Genomic DNA, 14,912 nt, shown 5'->3' on the forward strand with positions numbered 1-14,912 from the left:
CTGGCCATAGAGGCCGCGCAGGGAGTGAACACATATGCACCGGATCGTGCGTCCGGCGACGGCTGCCGTCGCCCTTTTGCTGACACCCGCCTTGGGGGCAGCCATCGCCTCCCCCGCCCTGGCGCAGAGCGCCACCCCCGCCTCCGTTCCCCCCGCCCCCGCCGCGTCCGCCGGCGCCAAGGGTGCTGCCCCGGCGGCGGAAACCAGCCAGCTTGAGGACATCGTCGTCACCGCCGAGCGGCGGGAGCAGAGCCTGCAGAACGCGCCCATCGCCGTGTCGGCCCTGGGCGGGGCGGCGCTGAAGGACGCGGGCGTGGCCGATGTGTCGGACCTGACGCGCAGCGTGCCCTCGGTGGTGATCGCCCCGGCGGCGGGCGGCGTGCCGCAGGTCTATGTGCGCGGCATCGGCACCTTCGCGTCCAACCAATATGCCGAGCAGTCGGTGGCGGTGAACCTTGACGGCATCTACATCTCCCGCCCCGCCGGCGCCAACGGCTTCTTCTATGACATCCAGCGGGTGGAGGTGCTGAAGGGCCCGCAGGGCACGCTGTACGGCCGCAACGCCTCGGGCGGGGCCGTCAACGTGCTGCCGGAGACGCCGAAGCTGGACGCGCTGTCGGCCGCCGCCACGCTGGACATCGGCAATTACAACCTGCGCAAGGGCGACGCCTACGTCAACGTGCCGCTGAGCGACAAGGTGGCGCTGCGCGCCTCCGGCATGGTGATCGACCGCAAGGGCTATCTGACCGACGGCTACAACGACGACCAGGGCCAGGCCGGGCGCCTGCAACTGCTGCTGGAGCCGACGGAGGATTGGCGGGTGCGCCTGTCCGGCGACTATTACCACCGGGGCGGCAAGGGCTCCGGCCAGGTGCAGTATCCCTACGCCGACGCCGACAACCCCTGGGTCGGCCCGTCCGATCCGCGCGAGGTCGCCGCCTATTACGCCGGGCTGCCGCCAGCCTCCGCCCACAGCCCGCTGATCGAGAACGCCAAGACCGACGGCTATATCGACGACCAGTTCTGGGGCACCCAGGCCGAGATCAGCCACGATTTCAGCTTCGCCACCCTGACCGTCATCCCGGCCTATCGCGAGGTGCATGAGGATTACCTGTCCTACATCCCCTCCGCCTTCGCGGTGAAGAGCGACAGCGCGCAGAAATCGGTGGAGGCGCGGCTGGCGTCCAGCGGCGGCGGGCCGCTGACCTGGCTGGCCGGCGTCTATTACTTCACCGAGGATGTGACGGCCAACCAGGACTATGACCACTGGGTCATGGAAACGGTGATCAACAGCAAGCTGACGGATGAGACGACGGCGGCCTTCGGCCAGTTGACCTACGCGCTGACCGACAGCCTGCGCCTGACCGCCGGCGGCCGCTTCACCCATGAGGAGAAGACGCAGGACAGCCAGTTCGGCACCGCCACGTTCAGCCCGGTGAAGCCCGCGCTGAGCGCCCGCGCCGACGACCGCATCTGGAACGCCGCCACCTGGAAGGTGGGCGTGGATTACGACGTGGCGCCGCAGTCGCTGCTCTATGCCAACATCGGCACCGGCTTCAAGGCTGGCGGCTTCTTCGCCAGCATCGGCCCCGACACCTATAACCCGGAGCATCTGACGGCCTACAGCGTCGGCCTGAAGAACCGCTTCTGGGACAACCAGGTGCAATTGAACGTCGAAGCCTTCGACTATGAATACCGCGACCAGCAGATCAGCTATCTGTCGCCGACGCTGACCGGGTCGTCCAGCACCCCCTACGCCCCCATCTTCGTGACCCAGAATGTCGGCCGCTCCCGCATTCGCGGCTTCGAGGTGGAGGGGCGGTGGAAGGCGACGGCGCAGGACCTGCTGACCGCCAACGTGCAGTATATCGACAGCCGCTACAGCAGCTTCAGCTACAATTACTTCTCCAACTTCGGCGCCCCGCCCTCGGTCGGGTGCCCCTACAGCGTGGCGACGGGGGCCAGCCCGGCGCCGGTGGTCCCCTCCGCCATCTACACGGTGAATTGCAGCGGCAAGCCCGGGACCAACGCCCCGCGCTGGACGGCCAACCTGGGCTATGAGCATGAGTTCCGCTTCGCCGACGGTTCCGGCCTGACGGCGGCGGCGGATGTCTACCTCTCCGCCTCCTACTACACCGCCTATGACTACCTGGCGGAACAGGTGCAGGGCGGTTATCACATGACCAACCTGCGCCTGACCTACAACGCCGCCGATGATCGCTGGTCCGTCACCGGCTATGTCAACAACGTGGAAAACCAGGCGGTGGTCAACACCAGCTACCAGCCCAACCAGGCCTTCGGCAACGGCCTGAACTACGCCAACATCCGCCCGCCGCGCACCTATGGCGTGCGCGCCACCGTGCGTTATTGATGTGTACGGCTATCCTGACCTGGGGTCAGGATAGCCGCCCTCAAGCGCCGGCGCCGCCATCCGGCGGCTTGGCTACCGCGCCTCGCGGCGCCGTTACGGCCGCTTCCGCTGAACGGGCGGGCGGCCAGTAACCCTGACAATTATCACCAATAAAGATTGCAATACCGGCACCGTCCCCGCGCGCCACGCGGGGGCGGCGTCTTGCGTTGTGTGGTTTCACGGTATCACCAATCAATTCTAATCAAATCTGATTATTATTTCATTGCGCCGTCAGGTCATTTTCTGTCTCCTGGCGCCTGTCTGCATAGGCACGGAATGGCGCCCGCCCAAGCGGCGCCCCGGACCGCCCGGTCCGGCCAACAGCTGCCATGCGTTGGGGACACATACATGACCAAACTGTTTCGGCCGGCGACGGCCATGGCCACCCTTTTTCTGGCCGCCGCCCTGCATGCCCCCGCCGCCCAAGCCGCGGGCGGGGCCTCCGCCGATGCCTCCCCTGGGGGGGCGCCGGATACGGCCGACGCCGCCGGCGCGGCGTCTGACGGCACGCTGGACGACATCGTGGTGACGGCGGAACAGCGCGCGCAGACGCTGCAGTCCGCCCCCGTGGCCGTGCAGGCCGTGACCGGCGCCAGCCTGGCGGCCAACAGCCTGACCAACACCGCCGACCTGACCCGCGTGCTGCCGGCCCTGGTGGTGGCGCCGGCGGCGGGCGGCACGCCGCAACTCTACGTGCGCGGCATCGGCAGCTTCATCTCCACCAGCTATTCCGAGCCGGCGGTGGCCTTCAACCTGGACGGCGTCTATGTCCCCCGCCCGGCCGGCGCCAGCCTGGCCTTCTATGACCTGCGCCGCCTGGAGCTGCTGCCCGGCCCGCAGGGCACGCTGTACGGCCGCAACGCCTCCGCCGGCGTGCTGAACATCGTGCCGGAGGTGCCGGTGCTGGGCGAAACCTCGGGCCACGCCTCGCTGGAGTTCGGCAACTACAACCTGCGCAAGGGCGAGGGCGCCCTGAACGTGCCGCTGTCGGACAAGGCGGCGCTGCGCGTGGCCGGCCAGGTGGTGGACCGCAAGGGCTATCTCTCCGACGGCTATGACGACGACCAGAGCCAGGCCGGCCGCGTGCAGGTGGCGCTGGAGCCGGCGGACGACTGGCATATCCGCTTCGCCGCCGACTACGCCCACCGGGGCGGCAAGGGCGACGCGGAGGTGCAGTACCCCTTCGTGAACAGCGACAACCCGTGGGTGGGCCCGTCCGACCCGTCGGCGGTGAAGGCCTATTACGCGGCGCTGCCGGCGGTGGCCCGCCTCAGCCCGCTGATCGGCAACGCTAAGAACGACGGCTTCATCGACGACAAGGGCTGGGGTCTGAAGACCGACATCGCCAAGGACTTCAGCTTCGCCACCCTGACGCTGACCCCCGCCTATCGCGGCATGGATGAGGACTATCTGACCTACGTCCCCAGCGCCTTCCGCCTGACGTCGCGGTCGCGCTCCACCTCGGTGGACGCGCGCCTGACCTCCAACGGCCAGGGGCCGCTGAGCTGGGTGGGCGGCGCCAGCTATTTCGATGAGAACCTGTACGCCGACCAGAACTTCAACAGCTTCATCCAGCACGCCGTCGGCAAGGGCGACCTGACGACGGAATCCGAATCCGTCTATGGCCAGCTCACCTACGCCGTGGTTCCCGACCTGCGCCTGACCGCCGGCGGCCGCCTGTCGCATGAGGAGAAGACGCAAGCCATCCTGTTCGGCAGCAACACCTTCTCCGCCGCCTCACCCACCCTGCTGCGCCGCGACGACCGGCACGACTGGAACGGCACCAGCTGGAAGGCGGGGGCGGATTACGACCTGGCCCCCGGCTCGCTGCTGTATGCCACCATCGCCACCGGCTACAAGGCGGGGGGCTTCTTCTCCGCCCCCGTCAGCCAGCGCGACCAGTACGGGCCGGAACACCTGACGGCCTACACCGTGGGCCTGAAGAACAGCCTGCTGGGCGGCAAGGCCCAGGTGAACCTGGAAGCGTTCGATTATGAGTACCGCGACCAGCAGATCAATTACACCGCCCCGGTGCTGACCGGCATCGCCCTGGCCCCCTACGCCGCCCTGTCCGTGACGCAGAACGCCGGCCGGGCGCACATGCGCGGCCTGGCGCTGGATGGCCGGTGGCAGGTGACGGCGGACGACCTGCTGACCGCCAGCGGCCAGTACCTGGACACCGCCTACGACGACCTCCACTACCGCTATTACAGCGGCCTGGGCCTGGCGCCGTCGGTGGGCTGCGCCTACACCAACGCCACCGCCGCGGCGGTGCCCAAGCCGGTCGGCGCCGCCAAGATCTGGGCGGTGGATTGCTCGGGCAAGCCGGCGGTCAACGCCCCGCGCTGGACCGCCACGCTGGGCTATCAGCACGACTTCCGCCTGGACGGCAACGGCACGGTGACGGCGGCGGCGGATGTCTACCTCTCCTCCTCCTACCACACCGCCTATGACTACCTGGCCAAGCAGGTGCAGGGCGGCTATCACACCACCAACCTGCGCCTGACCTACACCCCGCAGCATGCGTGGTGGAGCCTGACCGGCTACGTCAACAACGTGGAGAACCAGGCGGTGGTCAACATGGGCTATCAGCCCGTGCAGGCCCTGGGCGCCGGCTACAACACCGAAAGCATCCGGCCGCCGCGCCTCTATGGCGTGCGGGTGCGGGTGGCGTACTGACGTCACACGCTTGGCGCTGCTGATCCAAAGGGATAAACCCCTTATGGTTGCATGGCACCATGGATGTTCCTGCTAGGATGAGGTGCGCCCGGGGATAACCCACCCCGGGCGCCATCCTTTCGCGGAGACGTCCCATGCCCACGCCCTTCCCCGCCGTCGGCCACTATTACCTGGTGACCTTCACCACCTTCCGGGTCGAACTGCACTTCACCTCGATCACGTCGCTGACCTACACCGTCATCAACCAGGACGGCAGCCGGGGCCAGTCCGAAACCGTGACCATCAGGGTGGGGGAGCTGCGCGACGACCAGTTCCTCGTGACCTGGCAAGAGGCCGACAAGACCACGGTGGTGCATGTCGAGGACTATGCCCGCCACACCATCGTCACCAACATCACCAACCCCGACCTGACCTTCGTCCAGGACCACGGCACCTTCGTCCAGGTGCCGGGGCCGGTGGGGACGTGCTGACGCCCTGCTGCGCACCCGACGTCACCCGGCTATGCTGCATGCTGGTATAGCGCCGAGGGGCAAGTCGGGGGGCCCATGATCCTGGTTTTCGTGCATGGCTGGAGCGTCACCAGCGTCACCACCTATGGCGGCCTGCCGGACGCCCTGGTGCGGCAGGCGGCGCTGACGGCGCCCGGCCTGCCCCTGACAGTGGCGCACATCCACCTGGGCAGCTACATCAGCTTCCGCGACGCCATCGCCATGGCCGACGTGGTGCGGGCTTTCGACCAGGCCCTGCGCGACACGCTGCTGCCCGGCGCCCCGGCGGGGATGCCCCTGCCCGACTTCTCCTGCGTCACCCATTCCACCGGCGGCCCGGTGGTGCGGGAATGGGTGAGCCGGCTGTATGACGGCGGGACCGGCCTGCGGCGGCCGCCGCTGCGCCACCTGGTCATGCTGGCGCCCGCCAACCACGGCTCCCCCCTCGCCACCCTGGGCAAGGAGCGGGTGGGCCGCATCCGGGCCTTCTTCGACGGCGTGGAACCGGGGGAGCGCATCCTGGACTGGCTGGCCCTGGGCAGCGCCGACCAGTGGCGCCTGAACGGCCGCTGGCTGGAGTACGATCCCACGGCCGTGGACCTCTACCCCGCCGTGCTCACCGGCCAGGCCATCGATGGCCACTTCTACGACTTCCTCAATTCCTATCTGGCGGAGGAAGGGTCGGATGGCGTGGTGCGCGTGGCCGGGGCCAACCTGAACTGCCTGTTCCTGACGCTGGTGGAAACGGCGGCGACGGTGGACAACCGGCACCCGCATTTCGACGGGCGGCCGGCCGCCGCGCTCAGCCCCGATGGCGGGCCCCGGGCGCCCCGCCAGGCCCTGGCCTTCGGCGTCATTCCCGATGCCAGCCATGCCGGCGACCGCCTGGGCATCATAGGCAGCGTCACCCCCCAGAACGCCGCCGCCAAGCCGGTGGTGGCGGAGATCCTGCGCTGCCTGCAGGTCGACAGCCCGGCGGCCTACGCGGCGTGCACGGCGGCGCTGGCCCACCTGACCGACGCCACCCAGCAGGCCGTGGCCCAGGCCAAGCCGCATGAGGGGCAGCGCCACTGCCAACTGGTCTTCCGCGTCCGGGATGACCAGGGCGACGCGGTGAACGACTTCGACCTCTATCTGCTGGGCGGCCCGGATTATAGCCCGGACGACCTGCCCCAGGGCTTTTTCGTCGACCGGCAGCGCAACAGCGTCTCACCCAACTGCCTGGTCTACTACCTGGATTACGACGTCATGGCGCGGTTGCCCGGCGCCCATTTCGGCCTGCGCGTCCAGGCGCGGCCGGCCGCCGACGGCGGTTTCGTCGGCTATGTCCCGGTGGAGTTCCACACCGACGGCGCCGGCCTGGCCATGGCCCTGCGGCCCAACCAGACGACCTATGTCGACGTGGTGCTGAAGCGCCACGTCGACCGGGCCGTCTTCCACCTGGACCCCGTGACGGCCCCCCTGGAAGACTTGAGGGACCGCCCGCCCAGCGGAACGGACGTCGATACGCCCTGAGATTGTACCAGCGGCACGAGATGTTGGCTCGTGTCGCTGTAGACCGCGACTGCGGGCGCCGGAGCGAGTACCGCAGGGCGCAGCGAGGAAGCCAAGCCAGCGGATGCTCGCGCCCGGCGAATGAGGGGGCATTTGACCGTTCAGGGTCAAATGCCAGGGGTATCAACCCGCCTTGTAACGGCTGGCGGCGTGGTTGCGCGACAGGTTGGGGCCCAGGGCGTAGCGGGCCTTGCTGACCGCGTCGAAATCCGCCGGGTCGGGCAGAGAGGGGATGGTGACCAGTTCGCCCTGGTCCAGGCCGGCCAGCGCCGCGTCCACCATCTCCCCCACCTCCATGACCATGCTCTGGTCCAGGTCATCGAAGGACTTGCCTACGCGGTCGAAAATCTCCGTCCGCGTCAGGCCGGGCAGCACCGCCTGGAAGCGCACGCCCGTCTTGCCGGCCTTGGCGGTCTCCGCCTGCAGTGACTGGGTCAGCGCCAGGACGAAGGCCTTGGTGGCGGCGTAGGTGGCGCTGAACATCTCCGGGATCAGGGCGACGACGGAGGCGATGTTGATCACGGTCCCGGCACCCTTGGCGGCGAAGGCGTCGGTGGCGGCGATGGCCAGGCGGTTCACCGCCGTGACGTTCACGGCGATCATGCTGTCGTGATAGGCGATGTCGCTGCCCAGGGAGGGGCCCTTCGGACCCAGGCCGGCATTGTTCACCAGCAGCGTGATGGCGGCGTCGCCGCGCAAACGGTGCTCCACCTTTTCCACATCGGCCTGGACTGACAGGTCGGCCACCAGCACCTCGACCTTGACGCCAGTCTCGGCGCGCAGGCGGGCGGCGGCCTCCTCCAGCCGGTCCTGGTTGCGGGCCACCAGGATCAGGTCATGGCCCCGGCGGGCCAGGCGGTCGGCATAGGTGGCCCCGATGCCGGAGGAGGCGCCGGTGACGAGGGCGGTGCCCTTGGAAGACGTGCTCATGAGGGACGGTTCCTTATGGGAAGGATGAGAGATTGCCGCCGGGATATTGTCACTATCATCATGATAGTCAATGGGCGTGATGCCGGCGCCTCGCAAGCCCGAAAGGGGGCGGCGGCAAGGATGGCCGGAACAGCCCGGACGGTCTTGAACGGAAAGGCCGCAAAGGGATGAGGGCGCCGGCGCCTCAGACGGGGAAGCCCGTGAGGCCAGCCTTATCAGGGATCGTCATGCCCCAGGATAGGGACGGCATAGCGACCTCATGGGATGCCGGTTTCGGGTATATCGGTTCCGAAAGTGCGGGCGATTTCCTCCGGCAACGGCGCGTCGGAATCCGAACCGATGCGGATCTTGCCCTTCCACAGGCCAGGAACACGGGGTGCTGCGGTTGAGGCCAGTGGCACGAGGCGGGCCATGGGCCGTCCCGCCTTGGCGATGACGATCTCCTCCCCCGCGGCGGCCCGTTCAACCGGCTGTGACAGATGCGTCTTCGCGTCATAGAGATTGACGGGAGTAGCCATGATCATCCTCCTGACCAACTTGACCAAGCATGCCAGTCCCCCACACTTGGTCGAGTTGCCCTCACCGGAAGTTCCGCCCATCGGGGAAGGTCGCGTCCGCCCGGCGGGCGGGGGCGGCGCCAGTGGGTTCGTCCAAGCGGGACAGCAGGTCTGAGTAATCGATCAGGCGCTCAGCGCGGATGTGGGTGACGGGGGTGGCGCTGGGGCCCTGGTCGCGCGTCGGCGCGATCACCTTCTCCACCCGGCCCAGGCACAGCAGCAGGCGGCTGCCCAGGATGTGGCGGCGGAAGGCGGTGAAGGTCTCGGGCATCAGCACCAGGTTGGCGATGCCGCTCTCATCCTCCAGCGTGATGAAGATGACGCCCTTGCTGCTGCCCGGCCGCTGGCGCACCAGCACCAGGCCGGCCACGGCGACGCGGCTGCCGTCGGCCAGGGTCTCCAACGTTTCCGTGCGCATCAGGGGATAGCGGCGGGTCATCCTCTCCTTGGGCTCCGCCGCCAGGCGCGCCAGCCGCGCCACCACCGCGTCGCGCACCAGGCTCAGGGGATGGCGCTTCAGCGACAGGGACAGGCGGCTGTAATCCTCCACCAGATGCTCCCCCAGGGTCATGGCCGGCAGGGTGGCCAGGGACGGCTCCTCCGCCCAGGGGTCGCCCGTCCCTTCCTCCGCGTCCAGGGCGAGGTCCAGCAGGGGCGGCAGCCGCTCCCCCAGGGCGCTGACCGACCACAGCGCCTGGCGCCGGTCCAGGCCCATGGACTGGAAGGCGTCGGCCTCCGCCAGCAGCTCCAGGGTGCGGGGCGCCAGGCGGGCGCGGCGCCACAAATCCTGCGGGCTGGCGAAAGGCTCATGCCCCCGCGCCTCCAGCAGGGGCCGCACCGCCGCCTCGCTCAGGCCCTTGGCCAGGCGCAGGCCCAGGCGCAGGGTCTGGAAACGCTGCCCGCGCGCCGGCGGCTCCAGCCGGCTGTCCCAGTCGGAATGGTTCACGTCCGGCGGCCGCACCACCACGTCATGCTCCCCCGCGTCGCGCACGATCTGCGCCGGGGCGTAGAAGCCCATGGGCAGGCTGTTCAGCAGGGCGCAGGCGAAGACGTCGGGATAATGGCACTTGATCCAGGCGGAGGCGTAGACCAGCAGGGCGAAGCTGGCGGCGTGGCTTTCCGGGAAGCCGTAGGTGGAGAAGCCCTTGATCTGGTTGAAGCAGCGCTCCGCGAACTCCTCGGTGTAGCCGTTGCTCAGCATGCCGGTGCGGAACTTCTCCTCGAAGGTGTCGATGTCGCCCAGCTTGCGGAAGCTGGCCATGGCCCGGCGCAGGCCGTCGGCCTCCGCCCCGGTGAAGCCGGCGCCGACGATGGCGATCTGCATCGCCTGCTCCTGGAACAGGGGCACGCCCAGCGTCTTCTGCAGCACCTTCCTCAACGCCTCGGACGGATAGTCCACCGGCTCCAGCCCCTGGCGGCGGCGCAGGTAGGGGTGGACCATACCGCCCTGGATGGGACCGGGGCGGACGATGGCCACCTGCACCACCAGGTCATAGAAGGTGCGCGGCCGCAGGCGGGGCAGCATGGACATCTGCGCCCTGCTCTCCACCTGAAACACGCCCAGGGTGTCGGCCGCGCACAGCATATCGTAGGTCGCCACGTCGTCTTGCGGGACGGTGGCCAGGTCCAGATCCCGGCCGTAATGGTCCCGCAGCAGGGTGAAGGCCCGGCGCAGGCAACTGAGCATGCCGAGGCCCAGGACATCGACCTTCATCAGGCCGGCGGCGTCCAGATCGTCCTTGTCCCACTCGATGTTCTGCCTGTCCTCCATGGCCGCGTTCATGATGGGGCAGAAGGTGGCCAGCGGCTTGGGCGTTATGACGAAGCCGCCGACATGCTGCGACAGGTGGCGGGGGAATTTCGAGATCTGGCCCGTCAGGTCCAGCACCTGGCGCAGCAGCGGGTCGTCGGGGTCCAGCCCCGCCTCCCGCGCCCGCTCCTCCTCCGGCGTGCCGGTGCCCCAGCCGGAGATCATGGCCGACAGCTGGGCCACCGTGTCCTGGCTCATGCCCATGGCCTTGCCCACATCGCGCACAGCCCCCCGTGAGCGATAACAGATGACGGTGGCGGCGATGGCGGCGTGGTCGCGGCCATACTTCTCATAGATGTGCTGGATCACCTCCTCCCGCCGCTCATGCTCGAAATCCACGTCGATGTCCGGCGGCTCCTTGCGCGCGGTGGAGATGAAGCGTTCAAACAGCAGGCCGGTGTTCACCGGGTCGATGGAGGTGATGCCCAGGCAAAAGCAGACGGCGGAGTTGGCGGCCGATCCCCGGCCCTGGCACAGGATGCCCTTCTCCCGGGCGAAGCGCACGATCTCATAGACCGTGAGGAAGTAGGAGGCGTAGCCCAGCTCCCCGATCAGGGCCAATTCCTTGTCGATCTGCTTTTGCACATCCTCCGGCACGCCCTCCGGATAGCGCTCCCGGGGATAGCGCCAGATCGCCCCCGCCGCGGTCAGTTGGGCCAGGCGCCCTTGCGGGGTTTCACCCCCCTCCACCTCCGAGGGGTAGAGGTAATCGGCCCGCAATTCGCCGATGGAGAAGGTGCAGGCATCCACGATATCGCGGATGCGGGCCAGGGCGCGGGGATGGCGGTGGAACAGGCGCGCCATCTCCGCCGGCGGTTTCAGGTGGCGCTCGGCATTGGCGGCCAGGCGCCAGCCCGCCGTCTGGATGGTGCAATGCTCGCGGATGCAGGTCATCACGTCCTGCAGCGCCCGCCGGGCCGGGTGATGGTAATGCACGTCGTTGGTGGCCAGCGGCGACAGGCCGTGCGCCTCCGCCAAAGCCGCCAGCCGCTCCAGCCGCCGGGCGTCATCCCCCTGGTAGCGGTGGGTCAGGCACAGGCTGAGGGTGCGGCCGAAGCGGCGGCGGTAATCGGCCAGATCGGCGGCGAATCCAGTATCGAGACTGTCCGGCGGCACCACCGCCATCATCTGGCCGACGGCATGGGCCTCCACATCCGCGCGGGTCAGGAAGCATTGCCCCTTGGGCGCCCGGCGCATGCCCACCGTCAGCAGGGTGGACAGGCGGCCATAGGCCGCGCGGTCGGTGGGCCAGCACAACAACGACGGGCCGTCCGTCAAATCCAGCCGCGCGCCCACCACCAGGCGGAAATCCAGGTCACGCGCCGCCGCATGCGCCTGCACCACCCCCGCCAGGCTGTTGCGATCCGTCAAGGCCATGGCGCGATGCCCCAGCACCTTGGCCGCCTCCACCAGGTCAGCGGCCTTGGAGGCGCCGCGCAGGAAGCTGAAATTGCTGGCGACTTGAAGCTCGGAGTAGCTTTGCATGTTCCCTCAAGCGCCGGGCGGGAGTTGATGTTTCGTATCCTCAAGCGCCGGCGGGCCATCCGGCCCTTGGCTATCCTCCCTTTTCAGTCCGCTACCGCTCCCCGAAAAGGTCCGGCGGCCGCAGTCGCGGCCTAGTCGCTACGCTCCGGAAGAAATTCTTACGCGGGCAGACGTCACCCGAAAAAACCGTGCAGGAACCAGCGGGGCGGCGGGCCGCCGGCGTGGTAGAGGCCCAGGCGGTACAGCCAGAAGCGCCGGCCCTCGCCATCCTCCACCCGGTAATAGTCGCGGGGCTCGGGATTGGGGTTGGGGCGGCGCTCCCCCCCTTCCCACCATTCCGGCAGCAGGCGCTCCGGCCCCTCGGCCCGGCCCACGCGGTAGGTCTGGTCACGCCAGCGGAACAGCAGGGGCGGGTCGTCGGGAATGGGCGCCACCACCTCCACCGCCTCCGGCCGGGGCAGCAGGCGGATGGGACGCGGCCGGTCAGCCGGCCAGGCGAGTTGTGCGGGTGCCGGCGGGGCCGCTGGCGGGCTGTTGTCCTGCGCCTCGGCCGGCACCGCCCGCACCGCCTGTTCCGGTATCCAGCTCTGCCGGGGCAGCAGGCGCAGCACCCGGCCAGGACCCAGACGGGCGCCCAGCCGGTCCACCAGTTCCGCGATGGGCGGGTCGGCCACCAGGGGGTTGCCGGCAGCGGCCACCTCTCCCCCCTTCGCCAGGGGCGCTCCCGCCAGGTCGGCCAATCCGTTGCCGTCCAGCACCGCCTGCCCGCCATCGAAGGGGGCGGCATGGGTGACCGAAACCGCCATGACCTCGAAGCCAGGCCCCGGCTCCAGCTGGTCCATGCGCGGTTCCAGCAGGCGCCAGAGATGCGCGGGGTCGCGGTTGGGGCGGCTGGCGCCCACGCTCAGCACTTGGGGCGGGGCGTCGTGCCCGGCGTCGATGCGCCAGGCCTCCAGTTCCAGCGAGCGCGCGCCCTCCCCCGCCGCCGTCAGGCTGGCCGCCACCCGGCCCAGCAGATGGCGCACCGCCTGGGCCAGGCCCTCGGGCGTGGAGAGGGGGTCGACCACCGTCAGGCGGGCGGTGTGGCGGGTGGGCGCACGACGGGGCGACAGCGGCTCCTCCACCCAGCCCAGGGCCTGATCCAGGCGCAGGGCGACCTGGGCGCCGTAGCGCGCGGCCAGCGCCGCCCGGTTCTTAGAGACTTGCCCCCCTCCTGTTCCTTGGGCCATGCGCATCAGCTCACCCACCCGGCGCAGGCCCACGCGGCGCAGGCTGGCCACCAGGTCGGGGCCCAGGCGCAGGGCCGGCAACGGCAGGTCGGCCAGGGCCTCCACCGCCCCACCCGGCGGTACCACCAGCTGGGCGCCGAAGCGGGCCTGCGCCCAGGCCGCACCGATGCTGTCGGCGATGGCCGCGCGCCCCTCGACCCCCGCCTTGGCCAGCCGGCGCTCCAGATCCAGCAGCAGTTCATGCTCGCCGCCCAGCAGATGGGCGCAGCCGGTGATGTCCATCAGCAGGCCGGGCCCCCCACCAAGTCCCTTGGGGCCGAAGCCAGGCGGGTCGCTGGGGTCCACCGCCGTCCAGGGGGTGTAACGCCGGGCCCAGTCGGCCAGGCGCTCCAGCGCCGCGACATCGCCCTCGGGATCGGCATCCACGACCTGCACCTGCGGCTCCAGCGCGCGGGCGTCGGCCAGCCCCATGCCCGGCACCAGGCGCTTGGCCCGCGCCGCCGCGTTCACCGCCGCCACGGTCAGACGCCCCCGGTCCGACAGGCGGGTCACCAGGGGCGTGCCGGCGGCCAGCGGCGGCGTCAGTCCACGGGCGATGCGGTCGGTGGCGAAGGTGGGCAGCCAGAGGGAAAGGATACGGCGCATGGGATCAACCCACCGCGCGCGCAGTTGAGGGGAGTTGGGTGGCGGTGAAGGGCACAACCGCCGAGGCGGGCGCCGGCGTCTCCGGCGCCGGCATGGCCGCCTGGCCCGCCGCCTCCAGCCTCAACCCCTCGCGTTCATACAGGGTCCAAGCCCCCGGCCGCCCGCCCCGGCAGCGCAGCAGTTCCACCCGCCAGGCGGGGCCGGTGAAGGCCGAAGCGGCGCTGTCATCAGCGTGGATGGGCGCCGTGCCGACCTTCCAGCGGGTAACGGCGGCGGTGGCCTGGGTGCTGCACCGCCCGCTGCCCCTCCCAGCCCCCTTCAAGCCCTTCATGGCGCCCCCCTTGCCCGCGTTCAGGCGCAGCAGCAGGCCGGGGACGCCACCCGCTTCCGCCGCCAGGTGCAGGCGGCGGCTGGCGGTCAAGTCCAGGCCGCCGGCCTCCCCCACCACGGCGCCCACGCGGGGGCAGCGCAGCGCCTCCTCCATGGCCCACAGCAGGTCGACCTCGTTTGCGGCGTGCACCACCACCAGCCGGCCCGGCCCCACCCCCTGGGCATCCAGCCCGGGCGCGTAGAGGTCGGGCGCGCGCGTCATCCACAGGATGGGGCCGCGCACCTGTTCCGCCAGCCGGGCGGCCAGCAGCGCCGTGAAGGCGGTGGCGGCGCCGGCGTCCAGATCGCCGGCCGCCATCACCTCATGCAGGGCGGCGCGCGGCAGGCCGTGGGCGCCACTTTCCCCCGGGCCGGCCGCCGGCAGATGTGCATCCACCGCCGGCACCCCCAGCGGCACCACCCCCCGGCCGGTCCCCGGCGCCTCCACCGCGCGCACCTGTTCCCGCAGCATCGCCAGCAGGCGCTGACGGTCCAGGGCCACCTCAGACTGTCCCTCTTCAGGGCATGCTGTTGGCGGGGCTGCGGAAATGGGGGGAGGAATGGCGGGCATGGGGATGCTGCCTTGGGTTCTCACGGGGCGGGATGATGTTCTTGTTATGTTCTAATCCGGAGTCACCAGCCCGGTCAAGATGAGTCGACACCCCAAAATCGGACTATCCGAAATCGACAGCGTCGGTTGACGGCCCCCCGCCTACACTATATGAAACGTATACGTTTTATATATCGGAGAGCCCC

9 protein-coding genes are annotated in these 14,912 nt (G+C 69.7%); 4 read left to right on the forward strand and 5 right to left on the reverse strand.

What is annotated here, in order from left to right; all coding sequences use genetic code 11:
* The first annotated feature begins 34 nt into the window (after positions 1-34).
* The 4 genes from FBZ90_RS15930 (at position 35) to FBZ90_RS15945 (ending at position 7,092) form a co-directional block, all read left to right on the forward strand.
* Positions 35-2,371 carry a TonB-dependent receptor gene (locus tag FBZ90_RS15930; RefSeq protein ID WP_145733673.1) on the forward strand — a complete coding sequence of 779 codons (2,337 nt, stop codon included), beginning with the start codon at positions 35-37 and terminating at the stop codon, positions 2,369-2,371.
* 387 nt (positions 2,372-2,758) lie between these two features.
* A complete protein-coding gene (locus FBZ90_RS15935; protein WP_246130445.1) occupies positions 2,759-5,089 on the forward strand; it encodes a TonB-dependent receptor in 2,331 nt (776 codons plus the stop codon).
* Positions 5,090-5,223: 134 nt separating this feature from the next.
* Complete coding sequence (locus FBZ90_RS15940; protein ID WP_145733674.1) at positions 5,224-5,559, forward strand: MoaF-related domain-containing protein; 336 nt, start codon at positions 5,224-5,226, stop codon at positions 5,557-5,559.
* A 75-nt stretch (positions 5,560-5,634) separates the two neighbouring features.
* Positions 5,635-7,092, forward strand: a complete 1,458-nt coding sequence (locus tag FBZ90_RS15945; protein ID WP_145733675.1) for an esterase/lipase family protein — start codon at positions 5,635-5,637, stop codon at positions 7,090-7,092.
* Positions 7,093-7,254: 162 nt separating this feature from the next.
* Here the strand turns inward: FBZ90_RS15945 and FBZ90_RS15950 are convergent, their stop codons facing one another.
* The 5 genes from FBZ90_RS15950 to FBZ90_RS15970 all read right to left on the reverse strand — a co-directional run bounded on the left by FBZ90_RS15950 (position 7,255) and on the right by FBZ90_RS15970 (position 14,658).
* Entirely contained in the window at positions 7,255-8,061 is an 807-nt protein-coding gene (locus tag FBZ90_RS15950) for an SDR family NAD(P)-dependent oxidoreductase (protein ID WP_145733676.1), read from the reverse strand.
* A 257-nt stretch (positions 8,062-8,318) separates the two neighbouring features.
* On the reverse strand, positions 8,319-8,579 hold the full coding sequence (locus FBZ90_RS15955; protein ID WP_145733677.1) for a type II toxin-antitoxin system Phd/YefM family antitoxin: 261 nt from the start codon (positions 8,577-8,579) through the stop codon (positions 8,319-8,321).
* Between the two features lie 61 nt (positions 8,580-8,640).
* Entirely contained in the window at positions 8,641-11,913 is a 3,273-nt protein-coding gene (locus tag FBZ90_RS15960) for an error-prone DNA polymerase (RefSeq protein WP_145733678.1), read from the reverse strand.
* A 173-nt stretch (positions 11,914-12,086) separates the two neighbouring features.
* A complete protein-coding gene (locus tag FBZ90_RS27860; protein ID WP_186455842.1) occupies positions 12,087-13,787 on the reverse strand; it encodes a Y-family DNA polymerase in 1,701 nt (566 codons plus the stop codon).
* A gap of 4 nt (positions 13,788-13,791) precedes the next feature.
* On the reverse strand, positions 13,792-14,658 hold the full coding sequence (locus FBZ90_RS15970; RefSeq protein ID WP_145733679.1) for an ImuA family protein: 867 nt from the start codon (positions 14,656-14,658) through the stop codon (positions 13,792-13,794).
* Positions 14,659-14,912 lie beyond the last annotated feature (254 nt).

It is taken from the genome of Nitrospirillum pindoramense, from assembly GCF_007827955.1.
GTDB classification, from domain to species: Bacteria; Pseudomonadota; Alphaproteobacteria; order Azospirillales; family Azospirillaceae; genus Nitrospirillum; species Nitrospirillum amazonense_B.

Excerpts from the sequence above, each read along its gene's own strand:
- FBZ90_RS15930 (WP_145733673.1), top strand. The coding sequence starts at position 35 with ATGCACCGGATCGTGCGTCCGGCGACGGCTGCCGTCGCCCTTTTGCTG.
- FBZ90_RS15935 (WP_246130445.1), top strand. The coding sequence starts at position 2,759 with ATGACCAAACTGTTTCGGCCGGCGACGGCCATGGCCACCCTTTTTCTG.
- FBZ90_RS15940 (WP_145733674.1), top strand. The coding sequence starts at position 5,224 with ATGCCCACGCCCTTCCCCGCCGTCGGCCACTATTACCTGGTGACCTTC.
- FBZ90_RS15945 (WP_145733675.1), top strand. The coding sequence starts at position 5,635 with ATGATCCTGGTTTTCGTGCATGGCTGGAGCGTCACCAGCGTCACCACC.
- FBZ90_RS15950 (WP_145733676.1), bottom strand. The coding sequence starts at position 8,061 with ATGAGCACGTCTTCCAAGGGCACCGCCCTCGTCACCGGCGCCTCCTCC.
- FBZ90_RS15955 (WP_145733677.1), bottom strand. The coding sequence starts at position 8,579 with ATGGCTACTCCCGTCAATCTCTATGACGCGAAGACGCATCTGTCACAG.
- FBZ90_RS15960 (WP_145733678.1), bottom strand. The coding sequence starts at position 11,913 with ATGCAAAGCTACTCCGAGCTTCAAGTCGCCAGCAATTTCAGCTTCCTG.
- FBZ90_RS27860 (WP_186455842.1), bottom strand. The coding sequence starts at position 13,787 with ATGCGCCGTATCCTTTCCCTCTGGCTGCCCACCTTCGCCACCGACCGC.